The following is a 26,069-nucleotide window of genomic DNA, read 5'->3' on the forward strand; positions in this document are numbered from 1 at the left end:
ATGCTGTTGGAAGAAGTAGAGGAGCTGGTTTAGGTGGTGGAAATGATGAAAGAGAACAAACATTAAATCAGTTATTAGTTGAAATGGATGGTTTCGACACTAATGAAGGTGTTATTATTATTGCCGCAACTAACAGACCAGATGTGCTTGATCCAGCTTTGTTGCGACCAGGAAGATTTGATAGACAGGTAGTGGTTTCGAACCCAGATATTATTGGAAGAGAAAAAATTTTAAAAGTTCATGTGAAAAAAATAAAAATGGCACCAGATGTCAATTTAAGAACAATAGCAAGAGGTACACCAGGTTTTTCAGGAGCTGATCTCGCAAATCTGGTTAATGAAGCAGCTTTGTTAGCAGCAAGAAAAAATAAAAGAATTGTAACATTATTAGAATTTGAAGAAGCCAAAGATAAAGTAATGATGGGTGCTGAAAGACGTTCAATGGTTATGACCGAAGATGAGAAAAAACTTACAGCATACCATGAAGGAGGTCATGCTTTAGTATCCTTCAATATGCCAAGCTATGACCCAATACATAAAGCAACTATTATACCAAGAGGAAGAGCTCTTGGAATGGTAATGAATTTACCAGAGAGGGACAAACATGGTTACTCAATAAAATATTTAAAAGCAAGATTGGCAGTTTGTTTTGGAGGTAGAGTTGCTGAGGAATTAATTTTTGGAAAAGACAATATATCCACAGGTGCAGGTGGTGGAAGTGGTTCAGATATTAACCAAGCTACACAACTTGCAAGAGCCATGGTGACAAAATATGGTATGAGTGAGGAAATGGGCCCTGTAGAATACGGAGAAAATCAAGAAGAAGTATTTTTAGGAAGATCGGTTACTCAAACTCAATCTGTTTCAGAGGAAGTTGCTCAAAAAATTGATAAAGAAATAAGAAAGCTTGTTGATGAAGGATATAACCAAGCTAAGAAAATTTTGACAGAAAAAATAGATGACTTACATAAAATCGCCAAAGCTTTGATAACATATGAAACATTAACTGGTGAAGAAATAGAGAATATAATTAATAAAAATTTATATCCTAAAGATAAAGTTTTAGATAATCCAGAAACAAAAGATGATCAAGACTCAGCTCTGGGTGCTATGGGTTTGAAACCTAAAATTGTTCATTAATAAATAATGCAAAGATATTACACAAGAGCGTGTAATTTCTACTTTGGTAATCAATCTAAAATTTTAGTAAATAAAAAAAAATCTATCCCGTTACATCAGATTAAAGAAATATCTTTTGATCATGTTGAGATTATTACAAGAAAAAAGATCAGAAGAATTTCTATAAATCAAGTCAAGAAATTACCAAATAATTTAAAAAAAAAAATAAATGCAGATATTAAAAAAATAAATTCAAAAAAAATAAATTTTTCAAATTTTAATTTTAAAAAAATTCCAAATATTTTAGGAGTATTAAATCTTACACCCGACAGTTTTTCGGATGGAGGAAAATTTAATAAAAAAAATAAGGGCATCGCTCAAGCTGTTAGTTTATACAAAAGTGGCGCATCAATAATAGATGTTGGTGGAGAGTCTACAAGACCAGGATCTAAGCCTGTACATGAAAAGCAAGAATGGAATAGAATTAATAAAATATTAAAATTAATTGTAAAAAAAATACCAATATCTTTAGACACAAGAAAGTCTAGAATTATGGAAAATGGTATTAGAATGGGGGTTAAACTGATTAATGATGTTTCAGGATTAAGTTATGATCCCAAAACAATAAATATTTTAAAAAAGTATAAAATTCCATTTGTAATACAGCATTCAGTTGGCACACCAGAAAATATGCAAAAGAAAGCGAAATATAAAAATGAATTATTAGATATATATGATTATTTTGAAGAAAAGATTAAGTTAATACGATCTAAGGGTATTAAACACAATAATATAATTTTAGATCCTGGAATTGGATTTGGAAAAAATTTGAAACATAATATGAATCTTATTAGAAGTGTTTCTATTTTTCATTCATTAGGTTTTCCTATACTAGTAGGGAATTCAAGAAAAAGATTTATTAAAGATATATCAAAAAAAAATGATAGCAAAACAAGAATCGGTGGAACTATGGCCTCTTCACTATATCTTTTAATGCAAGGAATTCAGATTTTAAGAATTCATGATGTTAATGAGGTTAAGCAAGGTATTAAAGTTTTTAACGAGATAGTCAAAAATTAATGACAAAAAAATATTTTGGAACAGACGGAATAAGAGGAGCAGTTAATAGTAAATTTATAAATGGAGATATGTTCTTTAAATTTGGACTTGCAAGCGGAAAATATTTTAAATCACAAAAAAAAAGAAAACAAACAGCAATAATTGCAAAAGATACGAGATTGTCAGGTTATACACTTGAGCCAGCTCTTGTTTCAGGTTTGGCTTCAGCAGGTATGCATGTTTATACCCTGGGACCCCTACCAACAAATGGGTTGGCTATGCTAACAAAAGAAATGAAGGCCAATATGGGCATAATGATTACCGCCTCTCACAATCCACATTTTGACAATGGTTTAAAATTGTTTGGTCCTGATGGAATGAAATTATCAGATAAAATAGAAAAAAAAATTGAGGGACTTATAGATAAAAAAATTTCAAAAAACCTTTCGCATTGTGAAAAATTAGGAAGAGTTAAAAGATTAGAAACAGGTACCAAAAAATATATTAAAATATTAAAAAAAAATTTCACAAAAGAGTTCAATTTAAGAGGGTTAAGAATAGTGATCGATTGTGCAAATGGTGCTGGTTATAAGGCAGGTCCTAAATTATTGAAATCATTAGGAGCTAAAGTCATAGCAATAGGTGTTAAGCCAAATGGTTTAAATATAAATAAAAAATGTGGATCAACTTTTCCAAGAAACATTAGATCTGCTGTAAAAAAATATAAAGCACATATCGGAATATCTTTAGATGGAGATGCTGACAGGATTATAATGTGCGATGAAAAAAGCAATATAATAGATGGAGATCAAATTTTAGCTGCGTTAGCAACAAGATGGAAAAATAAAAAAATGCTAAAAGGGGGAGTTGTTGGAACATTAATGTCAAATTATGGATTAGAAAAATATTTTAAATCAAAAGGAATAAAATTTTTAAGGGCAAATGTTGGAGATAGATATGTTAAAGAAAAAATGCAAAAATATAATTTTAATTTAGGTGGTGAACAATCAGGACATATTATTTTAGGTAAATTTGCAACTACGGGAGATGGTTTGCTAGTAGCTTTAGAAGCTCTTTTTGCTTTAAGAAAAGGAAAAAAAGCAAGTGAATTTTTTGAACAATTTAAGAAAACACCTCAGCTATTAGAAAATATTGAAGTAAAAGATAAAAATATTATTAACAAACCAGAGATAAAAAAAATTATAAAAAATGCAGATAAATTAATTAAAGGTAAAGGAAGAATTTTAGTAAGAAAATCAGGAACAGAATCTAAAATAAGAGTAATGGGAGAAAGTGAAAACAAAGCTCTTCTATATAAATGTATGAATATGATTACAAAAAAAATTAAATAAATTGAAACCTAATTCTAAAATTTTAATTATTGCAGGATCTGACTCATCCGGTGGTGCAGGTATTCAAGCTGATATAAAAACTATCACTGCTCTAGGTTCTTATGCAATGACAGCAATAACAGCAGTTACTTCTCAAAATACCATAGGTGTAAAATCAATTGTTGGAATTAATCCAAAAGAAATTTTTAATCAAATTATTTATAGTTGCAAAGATATAAGGCCTGATGCAATAAAAATTGGTATGCTACATTCTTCAGAGGTTATTAGAATGGTACTAAAGGCTCTGGATGTAATTAAAGTTAAAAAAATTGTATTAGATCCAGTTATGGTTTCTAAAGGAGGAGCTAAACTTATAGATAGTAAAGCTATTCAATTATTAAAATTAAAATTAATTAAAAAAGTATCACTTATTACCCCCAATATCCCAGAGGCAGAAATTTTGACTAAAACAACAATTATAACAAAAGAGGATATGATTTTTGCTGCTAATAAACTTATAGGATTAGGAGCCAAAAATGTACTTATAAAAGGTGGTCATTTAAAGCATAAAAATGTAATAGATATTTTAATAAACACAAAAGACATAAAGATCTTCAAAAGCGAGCGTCACAAAACAAAAAATACTCATGGTACAGGTTGTACATTATCTAGCTCAGTTACAACTTTTTTATCATGTGGAAAAACAGTAAAGAAATCTTGTGAGCTAGGAATTAAGTATGTAAATTCTGCAATTAAATCAAACCCGAAATACGGAAAAGGTCATGGCCCAATTAACCATCTCACTTCCTTAAAAGTAAACAGAAAATTTAAATAATGAAAAATATAGTCGTTGTTGGATCTCAATGGGGTGACGAAGGTAAAGGAAAAATTGTTGATTGGTTATCTGAACAGGCTGATGTTGTAATAAGATTTCAAGGAGGTCACAATGCTGGTCATACTTTAGTGATTGATGGTGTTACGTATAAATTGAGATTATTGCCATCTGGAATAGTTAGAAAAGGTAAAATATCAATTATTGGCAACGGAGTTGTCGTAGATCCATGGGCTTTATTAGAGGAAATAGAGGAAATAAAATCTAAAGGCGTACAAGTAAATGTAAATAATTTTATTATTTCGGAGTCCGCAAATTTAATTTTGCCTTTTCATAGAGAAATGGATGAGATTAGGGAGGATGCAGCAGGAAAAAGCAAAATAGGAACTACAAGACGTGGAATTGGACCTGCATATGAAGATAAAGTTGGAAGAAGATCTATAAGAGTAATGGATCTAAGATCTGAAAAAAATTTAGATCAAAGACTCGACTCTGTATTAGTTCATCATAATGCGATTAGAAAAGGTCTAGGAAAAAAAATTTTTGAAAAAGACCAGCTTAAATCTGATTTGCTTAAAATAGCACCCAAAATATTAAAATTCTCTCAGCCAGTTTGGCTAAAGATTGATCAATTTAAAAAACAAAAAAAGAAAATTTTGTTCGAAGGAGCCCAGGGTATTTTACTTGATGTAGATCATGGAACTTATCCTTTTGTAACTTCATCTAACACTGTTGCTTCAAGCGCAGCTACAGGAACTGGTTGTGGCCCTAATTCAATAAATTATGTTCTTGGAATTACAAAAGCTTATACAACAAGAGTTGGAGAAGGCCCTTTTCCAACAGAGTTAACAGATGATATCGGTGAACTTTTAGGAACACGTGGAAAAGAATTTGGAACTGTTACAAGTAGAAAAAGAAGATGCGGTTGGTTTGATGGTGTTTTAGTGAGGCAAACAATTAAAGTTTCAGGGATTGATGGTATCGCTTTAACAAAATTAGATGTACTTGATGAATTAGATGAAATTAAAATGTGTGTTGCTTACGATCTAAATGGCGAAAGATTAGATTATCTACCCGCTGCTGTAGAGGACCAAATAAAAATAAAACCAATTTATGAAACTTTTCCAGGTTGGAAAATTTCCACAAGTGGAGTAAAAAATATAGACTCGTTACCTGAAAATGCAAAAAAATATATTTTTGCTGTTGAAGATTTTATTGGTGCAAAAGTATCAAGTATCTCAACTAGTCCAGAAAGAGATGATACTATTTTAATTGAAAACCCTTTTGAGGTTTAGTTTGCGGGTAAAAGATTTTTTGATTTAGCTAATAGAAGCATGTGCTTTTGGAGTTTTTCAAATGCTTTATTTTCTATTTGTCTTACTCTTTCTCTGCTAATTTTATATTTTTTACTCAAATCTTCTAGTGTAGTTGGGTCATCATTTAGTCTTCTTGAATATAAAATTTCTCTTTCTCTATCGTTAAGAACTTTAATAGAGTCTTTTAATAAATCTTTTCTTTGTTCCATTTCCTCGTGGTGAGCAAATTTTAAGTCATGATCAAGTTCTTTATCAACCAACCAGTCTTGCCATTCATCGCCATCTTCCCCAACTTGAGCATTTAGCGAGAACTCCTTTCCAGAAAGTCTTCTGTTCATTGAAACGACTTCTTCTTTACTTACATCGAGCTTATTAGCTATATGATCAACATGTTCATCTCTTAAGTCACCTTCAGTTTCTGGAGAAATTTGATTTTTAATTTTCTTTAGATTAAAAAATAATTTTTTTTGAGCAGTAGTAGTTCCAATTTTGACAAGACTCCAAGATCTTAAAATATATTCTTGAATAGAAGCCTTAATCCACCACATTGCATAAGTTGCCAATCTAAAACCTTTTTCTGGTTCAAATTTCTTAACAGCTTGCATAAGACCTACATTTCCCTCTGAAATCATTTCATTAATAGGCAAACCATATCCTTTGTAGCCCATAGCAATCTTTGCAACTAATCTTAAGTGACTAGTGACTAATTTTTCTGCAGCTTTAATATTACCAGTCGTTTTCCAGTTTTTTGCTAGCATATATTCCTCTTCTGCAGCTAACATCGGAAATTTTTTAATTTGCTCTAAATATGCAGATAATCCACCTTCATTAGAAAGTGTTGGCAGATTGTTGCTTATTGTTGTGCTCATAGGAGTGTTTATTTAATAAATTATACCTAATTTTCAATAATTAATTCTTCAGTATTTCTAAGCATTTTTAGGATATTATTTAGATCTTGTGGCAAAAGTGAGGAAAAAATCATCTCTTTCTTAGTACGTGGATGTATAAATCCCAAAGTTTTTGCATGCAGGAATTGTCTATTTAATTTAGTAATTGAATTTTGGATATCAAAATCAATATTTTTTAATTTTTTATATTTTTTTTTATATTTGTCATCTCCAACTAGACTATTACCTTTAAAGTTCATATGAACTCTTATCTGATGTGTTCTTCCTGTTTCTAGTTTACATTCAACTAAACTTAAAGTTGGTGTTTTTTGATTTTCAAAAATTTCAAGTGTTTTATAATTTGTTATGGCTTTCTTACCTTTAGAACTACTAACTTCCATTAGTTGTCTATTTTTTGAACTACGAGTTATAAATGTTTCAATCCTTCCTGAGGAGGGTCTCAATTTTCCCCATATTAAAAGTTGGTACTCTCTTATAATTGTATGATCACTAAATTGTTTTGATAAATTTTCATGAGTTTCATTGTTTTTTGCAATTACAACTAAACCAGATGTATTTTTATCAATTCTATGAACAATACCAGGTCTTAACTCGTCACCTATATTTGATAAAGAATCCTTATCATAATGCATCAATGCATTAACAATTGTTTTATCATAATTTCCAGCTCCTGGATGCATGATTATTCCAGCAGGTTTATTAATTACTAATAGATCGTTATCTTCGTATATTATTTCTAATTTAAATTCGTAAGGTTTAAGAGATGCTATTTCAGGCTCTGGAATCTTAAGATTTATAGTATCACCAATCGAGACTTTTTTTGATGGGCTTTTAATTATTTCATTATTTAGTGTTAACTTTTCTTTTAAAATTAAATTTTTAATTCTAGTTCTACTAATTAATTCCTGTCTTTTGTTAATTAAAACATCAACCCTTAAATTCTTCTCATCCTCTTTGACTATAAAATTAATGTTTTTTTCCATAAAATATAATATTAATACTATATGCGCTTGTAGCTCAACTGGATAGAGCGCCTGACTTCGGATCAGGAGGTTCTGGGTTCGACTCCTAGCAGGCGCACCAGTTTATTCACCTATATTTATTAAAGTTCCTTTATCTCTTGCTTTGTCGAAAGAGTAATAAAATACAAGTATAGACAAAGTTAAATAAAACCCGTTCAGATAGATTGCATTAATAATATTTTCATAATTTACCATTCCATTGACCAAGATATTTCTAGTCTCTTCAAAAATATAAACTAATGGAAGTGCGAAAGCGATTGATTGGAAGATTCCTGGCAGTGTTTCAACTGGATAGTAAATACAGCCGAAAGGTGCTAATAAAAACATGGTAGACCATGCAATATTCTCAAAAGATGGTCCAAATCTTAACAATCCTGCTGAAACAAAAAGACCAAGTGTTATTCCAAATAAATACAGACTCAAGAAAAGAAATGCTAAAGGAAGACCAAGTTTTAGCAAAGATATACCAAACAAAGGAGAAGTTAATAGTATAGCTGGGATCAAACCAATTAATGCTCTTATTAATGCAGTAAAAACCAGAGAAACAATTATCTCACTAATTTTCATCGGCGCAATAAATAGATTTGTAAAATTTCTGCTCCAAATTTCCTCCAAAAACAACATATTAAAGCCAATACTAGTTCTAAATAAAAAATCATAAAGAATTGCACATGAAAGAATGACTCCTACTGCACCACTGTAATAAGAGCTATGAGCTGCAAAAAAATTAGAAATAAATCCCCAAAGAGTAATTTGAATTGAAGGCCAATAAATTAAATCTAATATTCTTGGAAATGATCTAGTTATTAAATAAAAGTGTCTTAAAAAAAGACCATAAATTCTAATTAAATTCATTTTTATTTTCTCGCAATTTCTAAAAATACTTCCTCTAAATTTCTTCTTCCATATTTTTTTATTAATTCTTCAGGAGTTCCTCTATCCACTATTAAACCATCTTTCATCATTAAAACAGAACTACATAATCTTTTTACTTCTTCCATATTATGTGAGGCAAGCAAAACTGATATTTTTTTTTCCTTTTTGTAATCTTCTAAAAAAGATCTTACAAAATCACCAGTTTCAGGATCTAATGAGGCCGTGGGCTCATCCAACAAAAGTACCGTTGGATCATTTATTAAAGCTTTAGCAAGACTTACTCTATTTTTTTGTCCAGAAGAAAGCTCTCCTGTAATTTTGTTTAAAAGGTTTTTTAATCTAAGTTTATTTGCAAGGTGATCTATTCGTTCATTTAAATTTTGAATGTTATATAATTTTCCATAAACAATTAAATTTTGTTTAACTTTAAGTTTTTTAGGTAATTCAATATAAGGTGAAATAAAATTCATTTTATGAAGAAGTGAGATTTTATTTTTTTCAATATTCTCTCCGTTGATTAAAACCTCACCACTACTTGGTTTTAATAATCCTAAAATCATTCCAATAGTTGTAGTTTTTCCACACCCATTAGGTCCCAATAAACCAACCATTTCATTTTCATTAATTTTAAAATTTATATTAGTTACTGCTTCTTTATCTTTATATTTTTTTGATAGATTTATTACTTCAATAGAATTTGTCATGAATATTTAGAGGCTCTCTTTAATCTATCGTTAATTGTTTTGCCAAGACCTTTGTTTGGTATCGTTTCAACTGCAATCTTCTTAAAACCATCGTTTTTAATTTTTCTTAAAGTTGAATATAAATTCTTTGCAGCCTCTTTTATATTTTTTACTTTGGATAAATAATAATGGTTTTTTAATTTTGATTTTCTTTTTTTTATTAATAAATAAGCCTCATCTTTTTTTGGTTTTTTAACATTGACTCTTAAAGGTATCCCAGGTGAGTAATGAAGCGGAAATAAACCAGGTGATAATTTTTTTTTTGAATTTATATTAATTAATAATTTTTTTTTTAAAACATTTTCAATTTTCTTAGTATCTAGGCCTCCATATCTTAAAAGTGATGGTTTTTCTAGAAGATTTAATATTGTGGATTCAACTCCAATTTTACTTTTTCCTCCATTTAAAATATATTTAATTTTTGAACCAAATTCTTCTTTTACATCAGATGGTTTAACCGAGCTTAATCTTGAGGATATATTTGCACTAGGCGCAGCTACTGGATAATCTAAATTTTTTAATAAGTTTCTGAACAATTTATGATTAGGAAAACGAACAGCAATACTTTTTTTATTATTGGTGACAAATTTTGATATTTTTGAGTTATCTTTTAATTTCAAAACATAAGTTATTGGGCCTGGAGAAAATTTTTTGTAAAGTTTTACTAAATTATCATTGATATCACAGTCCTTCCTAAGTCTTTGGATATCATAATAATGGACAATAAGTGGATTGTTTAATGGTCTTTTTTTAAGACTAAATATTTTCTTAACAGCACTATTCGAGTACGCGTTTGCAGCGAGCCCATAAACAGTTTCTGTTGGTACCGCAATACAATGATTATTATCTAAATATTTTTTTGCTTTTTTGATATTTGATTGAATAAATTTCATGTATTAATAATTATTATTATATGAAAGATAAAATATTACCACTTGATTATGATCAGTACTCAGTTGAGGAGCTTACAGAAAAAGCAAATAAGATCATAGAGTCTCTAGAGAAGGAAAACGATTTAAATAATTCAGTTGAAAGTTATCAAGAACTTCTAAAATTAAATAATATTATTGAAAAGAAATTTTATAAAAATTTTAAATCTATTGGAGAAGAAACAAATAAAAAGATTAAAGAGATAACTAAAAAAAATGAAAAAACAGCTTAATAAAATAGCTAAAGATACAAATATATTTCTTAAAAAATATATTACTTCACAAAAATATTCTCAGTTAATGTCACCTATGAAGTATGGTTTATTTCCAGGTGGAAAAAAAATAAGATCTAAAATCTTAATTGACTTAGGGTCATTATTTTCAATTGATTATAAAACATTGATAATAGTTGGGTCAGCTGTCGAATGTATTCATGCTTATTCACTTATTCATGACGATCTACCCTGCATGGATGATGATGATATAAGAAGGGGGAAGCCTTCAACTCATATTAAATTTGGTGAGTCTACAGCAGTTCTAGCCGGAAATTCTTTACTAACTTTAGCTTTTGAAATTTTATCAAGTCCTAAATTGAAATTAAATGAAAAGATAAAAATTAACTTAATCAAAAAATTATCAGAATGTTCAGGTCATTTAGGAATAGCTGGTGGTCAATATTTAGATTTGAGCTATGAGAAAAAGAAAATATCAAGGAATAAAATACTAGAAATGGAAATAAAGAAAACAGGAATGTTATTTAGTTTTTGTTGTGCGGCTCCAGCAATAATTAAGAAAAAAACTATCCAAGAAATTAAATTTTTTGAAAATATTGGATCAAAAATTGGTCTTTTATTCCAAATAGCTGATGATTTAATTGATTTGAAAAGCAAATCTAAGGAAGCCGGGAAAAAAACAGGAAAAGATCAAAAAAAAGGTAAGGCAACACTTATAAATTTAATAGGCTATGATGACTCAGTTAAGTATTGTGATAAGATAATAAAAGATATTAATAAGAATTTAAGAAAATACGGTTCAAGATCTGAAAAAATGAATGAAACATTGGACTATATATTGAATAGAAAAAAATGAAAAAAAATTATCAATTTTTAAATGATATCAACTTTCCATCTGATTTAAGAAAAGTTTCTGAAGATAATTTACAAAAAGTAGCAGATGAGGTGAGGGAGGAAATGATAAGTGCTGTTTCAGAAACAGGAGGTCACCTTGGTGCTGGTTTGGGAGTGGTTGAATTGACAGTCGCACTTCATTATGTTTTTGACACACCAAATGATAAATTAATATGGGATGTTGGTCATCAATCTTACCCTCATAAAATTTTAACTGGAAGAAAGGATAAGATTAGAACTTTACGACAGGGTGATGGTTTATCAGGTTTTACAAAAAGATCTGAAAGTGAGTATGACCCATTTGGAGCAGCCCATAGTTCAACATCTATTTCATCAGCATTAGGAATAGCTGAGGCAAATAAATTAGAAAATAAGTCTTCCAATGTAATAGCCGTCATAGGTGATGGAGCAATTAGTGCAGGTATGGCTTACGAAGCTATGAATAATGCTGGAGCATCTAAGACAAAAATGATTGTTATTTTAAATGATAACGACATGTCAATTGCAAAACCAGTTGGAGCAATGAGAACTTACTTGGCAAAATTATTTATGGGTAAAATATATTTTAGTCTTAGGGAAACTTTAAAATTAATTACATCTGCATTTTCAAAAAGATTTAGTGCTAAAGCAGGAAAAGCAGAGGATTTTTTCCGTTCAGCAGTTACTGGAGGTACATTGTTTAGTTCACTAGGTTTTTATTATGCAGGTCCTATAGATGGACATGATTTATCAAGTCTAGTTCCAATTTTAAAAAACGCAAAAGAATCAAGACATGAGGGTCCTATAATGATTCATATCAAAACTCAAAAAGGAAAAGGTTATTCTTATGCAGAAAAAGCAAATGATCATTATCATGGAGTGTCAAAATTTAATGTTGAGACTGGCGAACAAATAAAGAGTAAATCTAACCTTCCAGCTTATACAAAAGTATTTGCAAATACCTTAGTTAAACATGCCAAAAAAGATAGCAAAATAGTTGGAATAACAGCAGCGATGCCAGGAGGGACTGGCATGGATATTTTTAGTAAGGAGTTTCCAAATAGAATGTTTGATGTAGGAATTGCAGAACAACATGCTGTAACTTTTGCAGCCGGTCTAGCAACAGAAGGATACAAACCATATGCTGCAATTTATTCTACATTTTTACAGAGAGCATATGATCAAGTTGTCCACGATGTTGCTATCCAAAGTTTACCAGTTAGATTTGCGATAGATAGAGCAGGTTTAGTTGGTGCTGATGGATCAACACATGCTGGTTCATTTGATATAACTTACTTATCAACTTTGCCTAACTTTGTAGTAATGGCAGCAAGTGACGAAGCTGAACTAGTTAAAATGATTAATACTTCAGTAGATATAAATGACAAACCTTCTGCAATCAGGTATCCAAGAGGAACTGGAGTAGGTGTTGATCTCCCATCTATAGATGCAAAAATTGAAATTGGTAAAGGGAGAGTCGTTCAACAAGGGACACAAGTTTGTATATTAAACCTCGGAACTCGACTTGAAGAGTGCAAGTTAGCCGTAGAGGAATTAAAAGCAAAAGGAGTTTCAACAACTTTGATAGATGCCAGATTTGCTAAGCCTTTAGACGAAGAACTTATACTAAAATCTGCTAAGGAACATGAGCTTATGATAACTGTTGAAGAAGGATCAATAGGTGGTTTCGGTTCTCATGTTAAAAATTTATTAGCTGAAAGAGGAGTATTTGATAAAGGTTTAAAATTTAGATCAATGACTTTACCAGATAAATTTATTGAACAAGATGATCCAAAAAAAATGTACGATAAAGCTGGATTAAACAGTTCTCAAATTTCTAAGAAAATTGCTGATATTTTGTTTCAAAAAGAGACAATAAGAGTTGTGAAAAATTAATTTAAACTAACTACACTGGGCTTTATTCATTAAGTAGTGGTCAAGTAAAACACAGTTCATCATAGCTTCACCAATTGGTACAGCTCTAATTCCCACACAAGGATCGTGTCTACCTTTAACAGATATTGAAGTATTTTTCCCAAATTTATTTATAGTTTTTCTATTAGTTAAAATTGACGATGTTGGTTTGACAGCAAAAGATGCAACAATTTCTTGGCCAGTAGAAATTCCACCAAGAATTCCACCAGCGTTATTTGAATTGAATTTTAATTTATTTCCTTTTGAAGATATTTCATCTGAATTTTGTTCTCCACTTAATTGTGCTGAGTTCATTCCAGCACCAATATTTACGCCTTTAACTGCATTAATACTCATTAGACCTGAAGCTATGTCTGTATCCAATTTTGAATAAATTGGAGCACCTAAACCAACCGGGATACCTCTTGCTCTTATTTCAATCACTGCTCCACATGAGGAACCTGATTTTCTTACACCAAGCAAATATTTTTCCCATAATTTAATCATTGATCTATCAGGACAAAAAAATGGATTTTTTGAAATTACTTTATCATTCCATTGATTTGTATCACATCCAAGAATTCCTAGCTGAGTTACTGCACCAATTACTTTAAATTTTTTACCTAATTTTTTTTGAAGTACTACTTTAGCTATTGCACCAGCCGCAACTCGTGCTGCAGTTTCTCTAGCAGAAGATCTACCACCACCTCTATAGTCTCTAATTCCATATTTTTTAAAATAAGTAAAATCTGCATGTCCTGGTCTGAACTTATCTTTAATATTACTATAATCTTTGGATCTCATATCTTTATTGTAGATTATGAGAGAAATAGGTGTTCCTGTAGTTTTACCCTCAAATACCCCTGACAATATTTGAACTTTATCATCCTCTTTTCGCTGAGTTGTAAATTTAGATTGTCCTGGTTTTCTTTTGTCTAATTCTATTTGAATATCTTGCTCTTTAAGATTTATGTTTGGAGGACAACCATCAATAATACAACCAATTGCAGGCCCATGAGACTCTCCCCAAGTTGTGAAGCGAAATAGCTTTCCAAAAGTATTAAATGACATTATCTATATTATATAGATTATTTTGTTTAAATTATGAATCAAAAAAACTCTTTAGGTCTTAATAGTTGCTTTCTTGACATAGATGATCCAATTCAAATATTTCATGAATGGATGGAGGAAGCAAAGAAAACTGAGCCAAATGATCCAAACGCTGTAGCTTTGGCCACGTCAAATAGAAATAATATTCCTTCAGTTAGAATGGTTTTACTTAAAGATTTCAACAAGGATGGATTCGTATTTTATACAAATTTAAATAGTCAAAAGGGAAATGAATTAAAAGAAAATTCATATGCTGCGATGTGTTTCCATTGGAAAAGTCTCCTAAGACAAATAAGAATTAATGGAAAGGTGTCATTAGTTTCTGATCAGGTTGCAGATGAATATTATTCATCTAGAGCATATGAAAGTCGAATAGGAGCATGGGCTTCTAAGCAAAGTGAAGAATTAGAATCGCGAGAACAATTGATAAAATCTATACAAGATTACAAAAAAAAATATAGCAACAAATTAGATGTACCAAGACCAAGTCACTGGTCTGGATGGATTTTATCTCCAAATAGTATTGAATTTTGGCTAGATGGTGAGAACAGAATCCATGAGAGATTAAAATACAATAAAGATAACTCTGGGAAGTGGATAAAGTCTTTATTAAGTCCTTAAAAATTTCTTGACAAACTAAATGATGTTAATCTTTTAAGAATATTTTTTTCTTCAGATTCTTTAAATACACTTAGAGAATTTGAGGCTAAATTTATATAGTGCTGTGCTTTTTGATAGCATTCCTGGATTATTTTATACTTATTTATAAGAGTAATAATTTCATTAAAGTCATTTTTTGTTCTTAACTCTTTTTTAAACATATTCGATAAAATTTTCTTTTCATGATTTCCTAATTTTTGAAAAAGTAAAATTATTGGTAAGGTAATTTTTCCTTCAAAAAAATCTTGACCAATTTTTTTACCAAATAGTTTGAGCTCAGCATTATAGTCTAGTGTATCATCTGCTATTTGAAAAGTTAATCCTAAGTTTCTTCCATAAAATTCTAGAGCATCTTTTTCTTTATTTTCTGCATCTGATAAAATTGCACCAACTTTAGTTGATGCTGCAAATAACTCAGCAGTTTTTGCTGAGATTATTTTTAAATATGTTTCTTCCAGCATATCAACTTCACCTTTGTGTTGAAGTTGCAAAACTTCTCCTTGAGCAATTTTAGATGAAGTGGAAGATAATAATTTTAAAACTTCTAGGTTTCCGTCTTCTACCATCATTTCAAAACATCTACTCAATAGATAATCACCTATTAAAACTGACGAATGATTATCCCAAACTTTATTTAAAGTTTCTTTCCCTCTTCTAACAGTGCCTTCATCAATTACGTCATCATGCATCAACGTTGCGCTGTGAATTAATTCAACACACGCAGCTAAATTTATATCTCTAGAGCCTTTAGAGTAACCGCATAATTTTGCACTACCCAAAGTTAGTAAAGCCCTTAGTCTTTTTCCTCCAGTTTCTATGTGATAATCTGTCATTTTTTGAACCAGCTGTATTTCACTAGATAATTTTGATTTTATTTTTTCTTCGGTTAAAACTAGTTTTTCTTCAACTGAGTCTTTAAGCTTAAAATATGAATCATTTATCTGATTTTTAAGCTGTACAACTGTTCCCATAACATTTTTAAATTAGTATAATTTGTTTATATATATTACTTATCAATTGACGCACCAGTTTCTTCAATTATAAGTAGTCTTTATATTCAATAAATAATTCTATAAGACTTACCTATGTTCTCTTTTTTTAAAAAGAAAAAAATTGTTGCTCACTTAAAATTAAGTGGAATTATTGGTAATGCTGGAAAATTTAAACAAGGTATTGATTTTGCAGGTCAAGAAGAACTAATTAAAAAGGCTTTTTCACTGAAAAAAGCGACATGTGTTGCTATATCAATCAATTCTCCAGGAGGATCACCAGTTCAATCTCATTTGATCTACAGTTTTATTAGACAACAAGCAAAAAAACACAAAAAAAAAGTTATTGTATTCGCTGAAGACGTAGCAGCTTCTGGAGGCTATTTGATTTCTTGTGCTGGGGACGAAATTTATGCAAATTCAAGTTCAATAATTGGATCTATAGGAGTGATATATTCTTCTTTTGGATTTACAGAGTTGATAAAAAAAATTGGGGTTGAAAGAAGAGTTCATACTGCTGGCAAAAACAAAAGCACACTTGATCCATTTTTAGAAGAAAAAAATGATGATATTGAAAGATTAAAAAATATTCAATTGGATCTTCATAAAGACTTTATAGATGTTGTTGAAAAAAGCAGAGGATCAAAATTAAACAAATCTGATGTAGAACTTTTTTCAGGTGAGTTTTGGTCAGGTAGTAAAGCAAAAAATTTAGGATTGATTGACGGAGTAGGTAACGCACATGAAATATTAAAAGATAAATTTGGTGAGGATTTAATTATTAAAAAATTTGAAAAATCAAAAGGATGGTTAAGTCAAAAACTTTCTTCATCTAGCAATCAAGTAGATCAAATAGCAAGTATTTTAGATGAAAGATCAATTTGGCAAAGATATGGTTTCTAAAGCAAAAAAAGAAAAAAAAAAAATTCAAACATTCCAAGAAACAATTTTAAATCTTCAGAAATTTTGGAGCAAAAAGGGATGCATTATTCTTCAGCCTTATGATATTGAGGTTGGTGCAGGAACTTTTCATCCAGCTACTACTCTAAGATCACTTGGAACTAAACCATGGAAAGCAGCTTACGTACAACCATCAAGAAGACCCACAGATGGAAGATATGGAGATAATCCAAACAGGTTACAACACTATTATCAATTTCAAGTTTTAATCAAACCTTCACCTGAAAATATAAAAAAACTTTATCTAAATAGTTTATCTACTATAGGAATAGATCATAATGATCATGATATAAGGTTTGTTGAAGATGATTGGGAAAGTCCAACATTAGGTGCTGCAGGATTGGGATGGGAAGTGTGGTGTGATGGAATGGAAATTACTCAATTCACCTATTTTCAACAAATGGCTGGATTTGATTGTAAACCTGTATCAGTTGAAATCACTTATGGCTTAGAAAGAATTTGTATGTTCACTCAAAAAGAAAAAAACGTTTATGATTTATTGTGGAATGATGAAGGTGTAAAATATCACGAAGTTTTTCACCAAGCTGAAAAAGAATTTTCAGCGTATAATTTTGAACATGCGAATGTAGAAACACTTTTGAAAATGTTTGAAATGCATGAGTCTGAGGCAAAAGATTTGGTAGAAAAGAAAATTTCTTTACCAGCATATGATCAATGTTTAAAAGCCAGTCATGTTTTTAATATTCTAGATGCAAGAGGTGCTATCAGTGTCGCACAAAGAGCTGGTTATATTGCTAGAATAAGAGATATTACAAAATCTGCAGCAGGCGTTTGGTTAGATAGTCAAAAATAATGTCAGAGTTTTTTTTAGAATTATTTAGTGAAGAAATACCTTCAAATCTTCAACAAAATTTAAGGGAAGACTTACTTAAAAGTTTTAATGATTTATTTTTAGAAAAATCAATTTTATTTAAAAAAAGCTCGTCATATTCAACACCAAACAGACTAGTGGTATTATTTGAAGGTGTTCAAAAAAATGTTGTACAAAAATCTGAGGAGATTAAAGGTCCAAATATTAAGTCACCAGAGGCAGCACTCGAGGGGTTTGTTAGGTCAAATAAAATCCTAAAGGAGGATCTATATCATAAGAAAACAGACAAAGGAGAATTTTATTTTTTCAAGACAAAATCAAAAAAATTGCGCACACACGAATTACTAGAGGAATTTATCCCAATATTATTAAATAAAATTAAATGGAAAAAATCAATGTATTGGGGAACTTTTGATCTAAATTGGGGTAGACCATTAAAGTCAATTCTAGCTGTATTTGATAAAAAAAAGTTAAATTTTAATTTTCATCACCTAACATCTTCTAACTCAACTTTTATTGATAAAGAATTTGAGGAAAATAAAAAGTCTTTCTTAGAATTTAAAAATTATAAAAGTTTTTTTAAAAAAATTGACATTATCGTTGATCACAATGAAAGAAAAAAGCTAATAGAAAAAAAATTCAACAATATATTAAAAAATAAAAATATTAAGATTCAACATAATCCTAGATTACTTAATGAAGTTGTAGATTTGACAGATCAACCAAATATCCTTCTTTGTGAATTTGATAAGAAATTTTTAAATATTCCAAAAGAAATATTAATTATTACCATGCAATACCATCAAAAATATTTCCCTGTATTTGATAATAAAGAAAATATTACGAATGAGTTTTTAGTGGTTGCAAACAAAAAAGATAAAAAGGGATTAATTAAATTAGGAAATGAAAGAGTGGTTGAAGCAAGATTAAGTGATGCAGAATTTTTTTGGAAAAAAGATAAATCTCAAAATATGGTCAAAAAAGTTACTGATTTAAAATCAATGAATTATTTTAAAGGATTAGGAAGTTATTTTGATAAAGCCCAAAGAATGAGAAAATTGGGTGGAATGATATCTGATGAACTTTTAATCAGTAAAGAAAAAGTTGAATTATCAGCATCAGTTTGTAAAGTTGATTTATTATCAGAACTAGTGGGTGAATTCCCAGAACTCCAAGGTGTGATGGGAGGTTATTTTGCTACTGCACAAGGTTTTGATAAAGATTTGGCTTTAGCGATAAGTGAGCAATATTTACCTACAGGTTCAGGTTCGAGAGTTCCAAAAAAACCATTTAGTATAGCCCTATCTTTGGCTGATAAGATAGATACTTTAGTTGGTTTTTTTGGTTTAAATCAAAAGCCAACAAGTTCTAAAGATCCTTATGCTCTAAGAAGATTAGCATTAGGAGTAATAAGAATAATAGTTGAAAATAAAAAAGATTTTAAAATAAAAGATTTAATTAATTATTCTTCAAGCTTGTATCTAGATCAAGGTTTTGAAATTGATAACCATTCTTTACAAAATGAATTATCAGATTTTTTAATGGATAGATTAAAATATCACATGAAGGAAGAAAATATTAGAAATGATATAATTCAAGCATCAACTAGTTCTTTTAACTTAAATCAATCTGTTATTATTTTTAATAAAGCTAAACATTTAAATAAAATTATTAACAAACCAGATGGTTTAGATATTATCGCAAGTTATAAAAGAGCCTCAAACATTTTAGACGGTGAATTAAAAAATGATAAAATAGAATTATCAAATACAACTGACCCTGGTATTTTTAAAACTGAGTTAGAAAAAAACTTGTTTAAAAAAATAAGTGAATTAAAGAAATATTTTTCAGGAATTGGTAAAGATGAAAATTATGTTCAAACATTGGACAATTTAGCTAGCGTTAAAAGAGAGGTTTTTGACTTTTTTGACAATGTAATTGTGAATGAAGATGATCCAGTCATAAAGAAGAATAGGTTGGAACTAATCCAAATGATGTGTAAAACGTTCAACAATTATGTTAATTTTTCTCTAATCGACTCCCTTTAATGAAAAAACTTATATTAAACTTTAATTCTAAGAATAATAAAAAAATTAAAAATCCTAAAAACCTTTTAGGAGGAAAAGGTGCTAATCTTTCCGAAATGGGAAGAATGGGTCTTCCAGTGCCTCCTGGTTTTACAATATCTACAAAAGTTTGTGAAATTTTTTATAAGGATAAAAAAAAATTAAATAAAAATTTAATTTCTCAAATTAAAAAAGAATTAAAAATAATAGAAAAAGATGTTTCTAAAAAATTTGGAGACTTAAAAAATCCACTTTTGTTGTCTGTTCGATCTGGTGCAAGAGTATCAATGCCAGGTATGATGGATACTATTCTAAATCTGGGTCTGAACGATAAAACAGTTCAAGCTTTAGCAATTAAAACTAAAAATGGAAGATTTGCTAAAGACAGTTATAGAAGATTTATTCAAATGTATGGTAATGTGGTAATGGGTGTAGAAGGTTATCATTTTGAGGAATTAATTGAAAACTATAAACTTACGAAAGGTGTTCTGTTAGATACAGATTTAGATGAAAGCGATTGGGATGGATTAATTGAAGATTTTAAAAGAACAGTAAGAGAAAAGGCAAAAAAAAATTTTCCTCAAGATGTTTATGAACAATTGCTAGGAGCAATAAGTGCAGTATTTTTATCGTGGGAAAGTAATAGAGCAAAAGTTTATAGAAAATTAAATCAAATTCCAGCCGAGTGGGGAACTGCTGTAAATGTTCAATCTATGGTTTTTGGAAATATGGGAGATGATTGTGCAACAGGAGTTGTGTTTACAAGAAATCCATCGGATGGATCAAATGAAATATATGGTGAGTATTTAATTAATGCGCAAGGCGAAGATGTTGTAGCTGGTACAAGGACACCTCAATATATTACTAAAAAAGCTAGACAGGATGCCAAAGTAAAAGAGTTATCAATGGAAGAATCTATGCCAAAAGTTTTTAGAGAACTTCAAAAAATTTTAAAAAAATTAGAGATGCATTACAAAGATATGCAAGATGTAGAATTTACAGTCGAAAGTAATAAACTATGGATGCTTCAAACAAGATCAGGAAAAAGAACAGCAAAATCAGCAGTTAAGATTGCAGTTGATATGGTTAAAGAAAAATTAATTTCTAAAAAAGAAGCTGTATTAAGAATTGATCCAAACTCTCTGGATACACTTTTGCACCCTACATTGGATGAAAAAAGCACAATTAATGTAATAGCAAATGGATTGCCAGCATCACCTGGTGCAGCCAGTGGTAAAGTTGTATTTACATCAGAGGAGGCTGAGAGACTAAATGCAATGATGCAAGATACAATTTTGGTCAGAGTAGAGACCTCTCCAGAAGATATACAAGGAATGCATGCTGCTAAAGGAATTTTGACTGCTAGAGGAGGAATGACAAGTCATGCGGCTGTTGTTGCAAGAGGTATGGGTAGACCATGTGTATCAGGATCAAGTGAAATTGATATCAATTATGAAAATAAATCTTTTAAAACTTCTTCAATGGAGATTAAGGAAGGAGACGTAATCACTATTGATGGCTCAACGGGAAGAATTATTGCTGGAAGTGTTTCAACTGTGAAACCTGAAATATCTGGTGATTTTTCCAAGTTAATGTCTTGGGCAGATAACTTTAGGAAATTAAAAGTAAGGACAAATTCTGAGACCCCAAAAGATACCAAAACAGCAAAAGATTTTGGTGCAGAGGGCATTGGATTATGTAGAACCGAACATATGTTTTTTGATGAAGAACGAATTTTGTCTGTAAGAGAAATGATATTATCTAAAACAAAAGAAGACAGAGCAATAGCGTTACAAAAACTGTTACCGCATCAAAGAAAAGATTTTATAGATATTTTTAAAATCATGAGTGGATTACCAGTCACAGTTAGATTGTTGGACCCACCATTACATGAATTTTTACCACGCACAGAAAAGGAAATTAATGAGGTTGCTAGTATAGTTAATCTCCCAGTTAAAGAGGTTGAGTCAAGAATTGAAGAGCTCCATGAGCAAAATCCTATGTTAGGTCATAGAGGATGTCGTCTAGGAATATCTTTTCCTGAAATTTATGAAATGCAATGTAAAGCTATATTTGAGGCTTTGGCTTACCTCAAAAAAAGTAAAATTAAATCTGCATTTCCTGAAATAATGATACCTTTAGTATCCACAGAGGCTGAGATTAAAATAATGAAAGAATTAGTAATCAGAACTGCTATTCAAGTTCAACAGGAAAACAAATTGAAAATAGAATTTTTAGTAGGAACGATGATTGAATTACCTAGAGCGGCAATAAAAGCAAAGGAGATTGCTAAGCATGCTGAATTCTTTAGTTTCGGAACAAATGATTTAACACAGACTACTTTTGGGATTAGTCGAGATGATAGCGGTAAATTTTTAAATGATTATTTAGAAAACAAAATATTTTCTGTTGATCCTTTTGTTTCAATAGATGAAGGAGTTTCAGACTTAGTTGAAATAGCAGTAGAAAAAGGACGAAAACAAAACAAAAATCTAAAGCTGGGTATCTGTGGAGAGCATGGAGGAGATCCACATAGTATATCTTTTTGTTCTAATGCAGGATTGAATTATGTTTCTTGTTCACCTTATAGAGTTCCTGTTGCAAGGTTGGCTGCCGCTCAAGCTGAAATTAAAAAAAATTAAATTAAGTAGGGGGCGTTCTGTGTCCCCCGAGAACCAAATCATACCAAAATACCTAGGTTATTTAAATACTTCATTGAAGACTTCATTGAAAGTTTGACCTTTTTTCAAAAACCTTGTTTCTAGACTTCATTGAGAATTGGGGCAATTTCAAAAGAATGTCATAATTAGAGGTTAATATCTTATTATGAAAAAAAAATTAAAAATTATATTTTTTTCATTTTTATCATTTCTTTTGCTGTTAATAATTATTTCTGGTGAAGATCCAGCATGGGTGGAATGCTCAGATGAGAATGATTTATATAGATATGTCTATGATGGTTGGAAGGTAGATGAAGTTATGAAAAATTATAAAGGAGAATATCCTCGGATATATTTATCAAAGAACGATAGAATTAAAGCATTGAATTTTGGTTGGAGATGCTATTATCTTGAAGGCGCAGAATTGAATTATAGAAAATCAATGTAATGATTGAAAAATTAAGAACAATTATAGCATATGTGTTAGCGTTAACTTGGAGTTCTATTGTAGTTTTATTCATGCTGCTTCCTATTTATGCTCTTTATTTAAATAATTTTTAAATCCTTATGTTGAATGAACCGTCACAACAAATTAAAGAACAGATTTACAAATTTTATATTCAAATTTTTGAGTCATCTTTTGATGTTCAAAAAAAGAAAAATCTCTTAACGTCAATCGCAGGTTGGGAGGAATGGAGTTGGAGAGTAGTTGGCATATCAGTTAGAGCAGTAGGTAAAATTTTAGATCAAAAGGGTCATGCTAGAGTAAAGTCAGAACTTGTTAGAGATCATTTTTTTCAAGGTAGATCTGTGACATATAATAATATGTTAAAAACAAAACTTAACTTCGAAGATTATTGGAAAGAATTTTGGGATAATGATCGAACAATTTTAATGACAAAAGATGAACATAATAAGATTAGTACTGATAAATTTACTGGATTGTGGGAAAATATTTCAGATAAAGTGTTTGAAATTGATTGGAAATTAGGAAATTTTAAATCAAACAAAGTTGCTGGATTTCATTTCACAAAACAAAAAGAAGGAATTTTTGTATTACAGAATTTTGAATTTAAAGTTGAAAAAAAAACAGATAATTCAAACAGTGGTGAGGAATTTTATTATGTTAAAAAAAAAGGTTATTAATTAAATCTAGTTTCTAGACTTCATTGAAACTTCATTGAACCTTCATTGAACTTTATTTTTAGAAAATGAGTATGGATAAGGGAATCCTTTAATAAGGGGCGTTCTGTTGCCAGGTGCCCCAGACCCCGTTTGCTTAATTAACTGAGTTAATTAGGCAGCAAGTGCGTAACTTTCGTTAGCAATTATAAATTAGCCCGTTACGGTGGAACAATCCCGAACGAAAGAATAGCCTTTAGTCACCCGTCGAATCTAGTTCACCCCCATAAGTTGCAATGGTGGAGGTGGTGGGTACTGCCCCCACGTCCGCAATGGTTATTACGAAATTCGTTTATCGTCGTAGTTGGAAAACCAACATTATTAATATAAAAGTAATTACAATAGATTCAATAACAATCATGAAATTAACTAAAGAACAACAAGAAGAAATAAAAAATCAACAATCTCAAAGCAATCAAACAAAAAGAGTTACTGCTCCTGAGCTTGAAAAAATCTTATATGAGGCAATTCCAGCTTTAGATCATGGTTTTGTGAGAGTTGTTGATTATATGGGTGATGACACTTCCATAGTCCAATCAGCCAGAGTGTCATATGGAAAAGGAACAAAACAAGTTTCGACTGACAAAGGTTTAATTAAATATTTGATGAGACATTGGCATAGTACTCCATTTGAAATGTGTGAAATAAAATACCATGTTAAGCTTCCAATATTTATTGCAAGACAATGGATTAGACATAGAACTGCAAATGTTAATGAATATTCTGCAAGGTATTCAATCCTGGATAAAGAATTTTATTTACCTTCACAAGAAAATTTAGCTGCTCAATCAACTAGTAACCGACAGGGTCGAGGAGATGTATTAGAGGGAAAACAGGCAGAGGAAGTTTTGGAACTTTTAAAAAGTGATGCAGAGAGAACTTATGACAATTATGAGACTATGCTTAATGAAAGATTTGATGGATCAACTATTAATGAAAATAAAAAAGGCTTAGCGAGAGAACTTGCAAGAATGAATTTAACACTCAATACTTATACTCAATGGTATTGGAAAACTGATTTATTAAACTTAATGAATTTTTTGAGATTAAGAGCTGATAGTCATGCTCAATATGAAATTAGAGTTTATGCCGATATAATGCTGGATACTGTAAAGAAATGGGTTCCTATAACTTATGATGCTTTTATGGATTATAGAGTAGGTGGTACTGAGGTTTCTGCAAAAGGAAAGTTAATTATTCAAAAACTTATTAGAGGTGAGAATGTAGATGTTGAAAGTTCTGGCCTCTCTAAAAGAGAGTGGAATGAATTAATGACTGCTTTTGATCTTAAAGATAAGTTGATTTAATTTTTTCAGCAAAATTTAAATATATTTTAGAAATTTCATGCTCGGGGTTAGTTTCCACAATGGGCTTTCCTTCATCTCCAGTTTTACCAACCTCTGGATTAATTGGAATCTCACCCAAAAATTCTTTTTGAAATTCCTCTGCAGTTTTTTTAACACCACCTTCTCCAAAAATTTTATATTTTTTTCCATCGTCTCCTATAAAAAAACTCATGTTATCAACTAAACCTAAAATCTTAACTCCAAGTTTATCAAACATTTTTATTCCTCTTTTTACATCTAAAAGAGCCACTTCTTGAGGTGTACTTACAATTATTGCACCATCCATTTTTATTTCTTGTGAAAATGTAAGTTGAGTGTCACCAGTTCCTGGAGGCATATCAACGATAATAAAATCTAAATCTTTCCAATTTACTTTCTGAGTAAAAGTTTTAATTGCGCTTGTTACCATAGGACCACGCCATATCATTGGAGTTTGTTGATCAGCTAAAAAACCAATCGACATACACTGAATGTTATATTTTGTAATTGGATCTAATTTTTGACCATCACTTTTTGGTTTTTCATTAATATTAAACATTTTAGGAATTGATGGACCATAAATATCTGCATCTAAAAGACCAACTTTGCACCCAACTTTTTTCAAAGCTAAAGCAAGATTCGTTGCAAATGTAGATTTTCCAACACCACCTTTTGCACTAGAGATTGCAATTGTAAACTTAGTTCCCATAATAGGATTTTTAGTGAATTTTTTAGGTTCTAGCTTAGTTTTCATTGCGGCACTAAGTTCAGGTTTTTTATCAGTCATAAAAGTATCATTACTTGTTTTTTGCAATAAAGACACTATATACTTTGGCATATGTCAGACGATTTTAAAGGTCAAAGTCCTTGGGGATCACCTCCTGGTGGAGGTGGCAGTGGTAATGGATCAGGTAGAGGTCCTACACCTCCAAATGTCGACGAATTAATTAGAGATCTTCAAGATAAGGTTAAAAGATTTTTACCTGGTGGAAAAACTTCAGGAGGAAAATCAATCAGTTTAATTTTATTGGTTTTATTTTTTGTATGGCTGGCGAGCGGACTTTATAGAGTATTGCTTTAAAATTAAAATTACTTAGAACAATTACAAAAATTGATAAAATAATTAAAGTT

The 26,069-nt window shown here is 30.3% G+C and carries 25 protein-coding genes, 1 tRNA gene and 1 other RNA gene; 18 read left to right on the plus strand and 9 right to left on the minus strand.

What is annotated here, in order from left to right:
* The 5 genes from AMN83_RS04945 to AMN83_RS04965 all read left to right on the plus strand — a co-directional run.
* The coding region (locus AMN83_RS04945) for an ATP-dependent metallopeptidase FtsH/Yme1/Tma family protein (protein WP_143323646.1) at nucleotides 1-1,139 on the plus strand (1,139 nt) is incomplete at its 5' end.
* Nucleotides 1,140-1,145: 6 nt separating this feature from the next.
* Complete coding sequence (gene folP, locus AMN83_RS04950; RefSeq protein ID WP_075504561.1) at nucleotides 1,146-2,198, plus strand: dihydropteroate synthase; 1,053 nt, start codon at nucleotides 1,146-1,148, stop codon at nucleotides 2,196-2,198.
* Nucleotides 2,198-3,529: a phosphoglucosamine mutase gene (glmM, locus tag AMN83_RS04955; RefSeq protein WP_075504562.1), complete on the plus strand. Its 1,332-nt coding sequence runs from the start codon at nucleotides 2,198-2,200 to the stop codon at nucleotides 3,527-3,529. Before folP ends, glmM begins: the two co-directional genes overlap by 1 nt.
* A gap of 1 nt (nucleotide 3,530) precedes the next feature.
* Nucleotides 3,531-4,343, plus strand: a complete 813-nt coding sequence (gene thiD, locus AMN83_RS04960; RefSeq protein ID WP_075504563.1) for a bifunctional hydroxymethylpyrimidine kinase/phosphomethylpyrimidine kinase — start codon at nucleotides 3,531-3,533, stop codon at nucleotides 4,341-4,343.
* A complete protein-coding gene (locus AMN83_RS04965) occupies nucleotides 4,343-5,635 on the plus strand; it encodes an adenylosuccinate synthase (RefSeq protein ID WP_075504564.1) in 1,293 nt (430 codons plus the stop codon). The genes thiD and AMN83_RS04965 overlap by 1 nt, the downstream gene beginning before the upstream one ends.
* Here AMN83_RS04965 and rpoH read toward each other — a convergent pair.
* Nucleotides 5,632-6,525, minus strand: a complete 894-nt coding sequence (gene rpoH, locus AMN83_RS04970; protein WP_075504565.1) for an RNA polymerase sigma factor RpoH — start codon at nucleotides 6,523-6,525, stop codon at nucleotides 5,632-5,634. The two genes, AMN83_RS04965 and rpoH, sit on opposite strands and share 4 nt — an antisense overlap.
* A gap of 26 nt (nucleotides 6,526-6,551) precedes the next feature.
* Nucleotides 6,552-7,547, minus strand: coding sequence for an RluA family pseudouridine synthase (locus tag AMN83_RS04975; protein ID WP_075504566.1), 996 nt, complete (start codon nucleotides 7,545-7,547; stop codon nucleotides 6,552-6,554).
* Between the two features lie 23 nt (nucleotides 7,548-7,570).
* On the opposite strand from AMN83_RS04975, the gene AMN83_RS04980 reads away from it, so the two are divergent.
* Nucleotides 7,571-7,647, plus strand: a tRNA-Arg gene (locus tag AMN83_RS04980).
* Between the two features lie 2 nt (nucleotides 7,648-7,649).
* Here AMN83_RS04980 and AMN83_RS04985 read toward each other — a convergent pair.
* The 3 genes from AMN83_RS04985 to AMN83_RS04995 are packed head-to-tail and all read right to left on the minus strand — an operon-like array spanning nucleotide 7,650 to nucleotide 10,098.
* Nucleotides 7,650-8,441 (minus strand): ABC transporter permease, encoded by a 792-nt coding sequence (locus AMN83_RS04985; protein ID WP_075504567.1) that lies wholly within the window; start codon nucleotides 8,439-8,441, stop codon nucleotides 7,650-7,652.
* A gap of 2 nt (nucleotides 8,442-8,443) precedes the next feature.
* Nucleotides 8,444-9,166, minus strand: coding sequence for an ABC transporter ATP-binding protein (locus tag AMN83_RS04990; RefSeq protein WP_075504568.1), 723 nt, complete (start codon nucleotides 9,164-9,166; stop codon nucleotides 8,444-8,446).
* The gene (locus AMN83_RS04995; protein ID WP_075504569.1) at nucleotides 9,163-10,098 is read right to left on the minus strand and encodes an L-threonylcarbamoyladenylate synthase; all 936 of its coding nucleotides are present in this window, start codon (nucleotides 10,096-10,098) and stop codon (nucleotides 9,163-9,165) included. The genes AMN83_RS04990 and AMN83_RS04995 overlap by 4 nt, the downstream gene beginning before the upstream one ends.
* A 20-nt stretch (nucleotides 10,099-10,118) precedes the next feature.
* Here AMN83_RS04995 and AMN83_RS05000 point away from each other — a divergent pair, with 20 nt between their 5' ends.
* Genes AMN83_RS05000 through dxs form a run of 3 tightly spaced genes read left to right on the plus strand, consistent with a single transcriptional unit; the run spans nucleotide 10,119 to nucleotide 13,136 of the window.
* The gene (locus AMN83_RS05000) at nucleotides 10,119-10,367 is read left to right on the plus strand and encodes an exonuclease VII small subunit (RefSeq protein WP_075504570.1); all 249 of its coding nucleotides are present in this window, start codon (nucleotides 10,119-10,121) and stop codon (nucleotides 10,365-10,367) included.
* Nucleotides 10,351-11,223 carry a polyprenyl synthetase family protein gene (locus AMN83_RS05005; RefSeq protein WP_075504571.1) on the plus strand — a complete coding sequence of 291 codons (873 nt, stop codon included), beginning with the start codon at nucleotides 10,351-10,353 and terminating at the stop codon, nucleotides 11,221-11,223. Before AMN83_RS05000 ends, AMN83_RS05005 begins: the two co-directional genes overlap by 17 nt.
* On the plus strand, nucleotides 11,220-13,136 hold the full coding sequence (gene dxs / locus AMN83_RS05010) for a 1-deoxy-D-xylulose-5-phosphate synthase (RefSeq protein WP_075504572.1): 1,917 nt from the start codon (nucleotides 11,220-11,222) through the stop codon (nucleotides 13,134-13,136). Before AMN83_RS05005 ends, dxs begins: the two co-directional genes overlap by 4 nt.
* Nucleotides 13,137-13,142: 6 nt before the next feature.
* Here the strand turns inward: dxs and aroC are convergent, their stop codons facing one another.
* Nucleotides 13,143-14,225, minus strand: a complete 1,083-nt coding sequence (gene aroC, locus AMN83_RS05015) for a chorismate synthase (RefSeq protein WP_075504573.1) — start codon at nucleotides 14,223-14,225, stop codon at nucleotides 13,143-13,145.
* A 33-nt stretch (nucleotides 14,226-14,258) separates the two neighbouring features.
* Here aroC and pdxH point away from each other — a divergent pair, with 33 nt between their 5' ends.
* Nucleotides 14,259-14,885 carry a pyridoxamine 5'-phosphate oxidase gene (gene pdxH / locus AMN83_RS05020; protein WP_075504574.1) on the plus strand — a complete coding sequence of 209 codons (627 nt, stop codon included), beginning with the start codon at nucleotides 14,259-14,261 and terminating at the stop codon, nucleotides 14,883-14,885.
* On the opposite strand, the gene AMN83_RS05025 is transcribed toward pdxH, so the two are convergent.
* Nucleotides 14,882-15,895 (minus strand): polyprenyl synthetase family protein, encoded by a 1,014-nt coding sequence (locus tag AMN83_RS05025; RefSeq protein WP_075504575.1) that lies wholly within the window; start codon nucleotides 15,893-15,895, stop codon nucleotides 14,882-14,884. The two genes, pdxH and AMN83_RS05025, sit on opposite strands and share 4 nt — an antisense overlap.
* Nucleotides 15,896-16,009: 114 nt before the next feature.
* Between AMN83_RS05025 and AMN83_RS05030 the strand changes: the two genes are divergently transcribed.
* The 6 genes from AMN83_RS05030 to AMN83_RS05055 all read left to right on the plus strand — a co-directional run bounded on the left by AMN83_RS05030 (nucleotide 16,010) and on the right by AMN83_RS05055 (nucleotide 23,577).
* Nucleotides 16,010-16,816 carry a S49 family peptidase gene (locus AMN83_RS05030; protein WP_075504576.1) on the plus strand — a complete coding sequence of 269 codons (807 nt, stop codon included), beginning with the start codon at nucleotides 16,010-16,012 and terminating at the stop codon, nucleotides 16,814-16,816.
* A complete protein-coding gene (locus tag AMN83_RS05035) occupies nucleotides 16,806-17,687 on the plus strand; it encodes a glycine--tRNA ligase subunit alpha (protein WP_075504582.1) in 882 nt (293 codons plus the stop codon). The genes AMN83_RS05030 and AMN83_RS05035 overlap by 11 nt, the downstream gene beginning before the upstream one ends.
* Nucleotides 17,687-19,753, plus strand: coding sequence for a glycine--tRNA ligase subunit beta (gene glyS / locus AMN83_RS05040; protein WP_075504577.1), 2,067 nt, complete (start codon nucleotides 17,687-17,689; stop codon nucleotides 19,751-19,753). Before AMN83_RS05035 ends, glyS begins: the two co-directional genes overlap by 1 nt.
* Nucleotides 19,753-22,413, plus strand: a complete 2,661-nt coding sequence (gene ppdK, locus AMN83_RS05045) for a pyruvate, phosphate dikinase (protein ID WP_075504578.1) — start codon at nucleotides 19,753-19,755, stop codon at nucleotides 22,411-22,413. Before glyS ends, ppdK begins: the two co-directional genes overlap by 1 nt.
* A 184-nt stretch (nucleotides 22,414-22,597) precedes the next feature.
* Nucleotides 22,598-22,879, plus strand: a complete 282-nt coding sequence (locus tag AMN83_RS05050; RefSeq protein ID WP_075504579.1) for a hypothetical protein — start codon at nucleotides 22,598-22,600, stop codon at nucleotides 22,877-22,879.
* Nucleotides 22,880-22,998: 119 nt separating this feature from the next.
* Nucleotides 22,999-23,577 (plus strand): hypothetical protein, encoded by a 579-nt coding sequence (locus AMN83_RS05055; protein WP_075504580.1) that lies wholly within the window; start codon nucleotides 22,999-23,001, stop codon nucleotides 23,575-23,577.
* 91 nt (nucleotides 23,578-23,668) lie between these two features.
* Here the strand turns inward: AMN83_RS05055 and ssrA are convergent.
* Nucleotides 23,669-23,968, minus strand: a transfer-messenger RNA (tmRNA) gene (ssrA, locus tag AMN83_RS05060).
* 4 nt (nucleotides 23,969-23,972) lie between these two features.
* Between ssrA and thyX the strand changes: the two genes are divergently transcribed.
* The gene (gene thyX, locus AMN83_RS05065) at nucleotides 23,973-24,920 is read left to right on the plus strand and encodes an FAD-dependent thymidylate synthase (protein ID WP_075504581.1); all 948 of its coding nucleotides are present in this window, start codon (nucleotides 23,973-23,975) and stop codon (nucleotides 24,918-24,920) included.
* Here thyX and AMN83_RS05070 read toward each other — a convergent pair.
* Complete coding sequence (locus tag AMN83_RS05070; protein WP_082255120.1) at nucleotides 24,901-25,776, minus strand: Mrp/NBP35 family ATP-binding protein; 876 nt, start codon at nucleotides 25,774-25,776, stop codon at nucleotides 24,901-24,903. The genes thyX and AMN83_RS05070 overlap by 20 nt on opposite strands.
* Between AMN83_RS05070 and AMN83_RS05075 the strand changes: the two genes are divergently transcribed.
* Complete coding sequence (locus AMN83_RS05075; RefSeq protein ID WP_082255121.1) at nucleotides 25,777-26,019, plus strand: protease modulator HflK N-terminal domain-containing protein; 243 nt, start codon at nucleotides 25,777-25,779, stop codon at nucleotides 26,017-26,019.
* Nucleotides 26,020-26,069: the final 50 nt, after the last annotated feature.

Origin of the sequence: Candidatus Pelagibacter communis (genome assembly GCF_001180025.1) — a bacterium.
Classification (GTDB): Bacteria; Pseudomonadota; Alphaproteobacteria; order Pelagibacterales; family Pelagibacteraceae; genus Pelagibacter; species Pelagibacter ubique_A.